Raw genomic sequence first — 1,193 nt, forward strand, 5'->3', positions numbered from 1 at the left:
CGTACAAAACCGCACGTCAACATCGGCACCATCGGCCACGTTGACCACGGTAAAACCACGCTGACCGCAGCGATCACCAAATACTTTGGTGACTTCAAAGCCTACGACCAGATCGACGGCGCACCAGAAGAAAAGGCACGCGGCATCACCATCTCCACCGCCCACGTGGAATATGAGACCGAAGCACGTCACTACGCACACGTCGACTGCCCCGGCCACGCTGACTATGTGAAAAACATGATCACCGGTGCGGCGCAGATGGACGGCGCGATCCTGGTTGTGAACGCAGCGGACGGCCCGATGCCGCAGACTCGTGAACACATCCTCTTGGGCCGCCAGGTTGGCATCCCGAAGATGGTTGTCTTCATGAACAAAGTTGACCAGGTCGACGACGAAGAGCTGCTGGAACTGGTGGAAATGGAAATCCGCGAACTGCTGGAATCCTATGACTACCCGGGCGACGATATTCCGATCATCGCAGGTTCCGCTCTGGCGGCGATGGAAGGCAACAAGCCTGAAATCGGCGAAGAGAAAATCAAAGAGCTGATGGCGGCTGTTGACGAATACATCGACACCCCTGAGCGCGCTGTTGACCAGCCGTTCCTGATGCCGATCGAAGACGTGTTCTCGATCTCTGGTCGTGGTACCGTTGTGACCGGCCGTGTTGAGCGTGGCGTGATCAACGTGGGCGACGAGATTGAAATCGTTGGTATCCGCGACACCACCAAAACCACCTGTACCGGTGTTGAAATGTTCCGCAAACTGCTGGACAGCGGTGAAGCAGGCGACAACATCGGCGCCCTGCTGCGTGGTGTTGACCGTGAAGGTGTTGAGCGTGGCCAGGTTCTGTGTAAGCCGGGTTCCGTGACCCCGCACACCAAGTTTGAGGCGGAAGCCTACATCCTGACCAAAGAAGAAGGTGGTCGTCACACCCCGTTCTTCACCAACTACCGTCCTCAGTTCTACTTCCGTACAACTGACGTCACCGGCACCGTATCCCTGCCGGAAGGCACCGAGATGGTGATGCCGGGCGACAACGTGTCGTTCAACGCAGAGCTGATCGCACCGATCGCGATGGAAAACGGCCTGCGCTTCGCGATCCGCGAAGGCGGCCGCACCGTCGGCGCGGGCGTTGTCTCCAAAATCATCGAGTAATCAACTCGTCTGATTTGACTTACGGAAAGGGCGCCCCA

The 1,193-nt window shown here is 57.8% G+C and carries 1 protein-coding gene; it reads left to right on the forward strand.

Annotated features, from left to right (window positions below):
- The coding region (tuf, locus tag GFB49_RS20910; RefSeq protein ID WP_153218194.1) for an elongation factor Tu at positions 1-1,155 on the forward strand (1,155 nt) is incomplete at its 5' end.
- Between the last annotated feature and the right edge of the window lie 38 nt (positions 1,156-1,193).

This window comes from Tritonibacter litoralis (assembly GCF_009496005.1).
Taxonomy (GTDB): domain Bacteria; phylum Pseudomonadota; class Alphaproteobacteria; order Rhodobacterales; family Rhodobacteraceae; genus Epibacterium; species Epibacterium litoralis.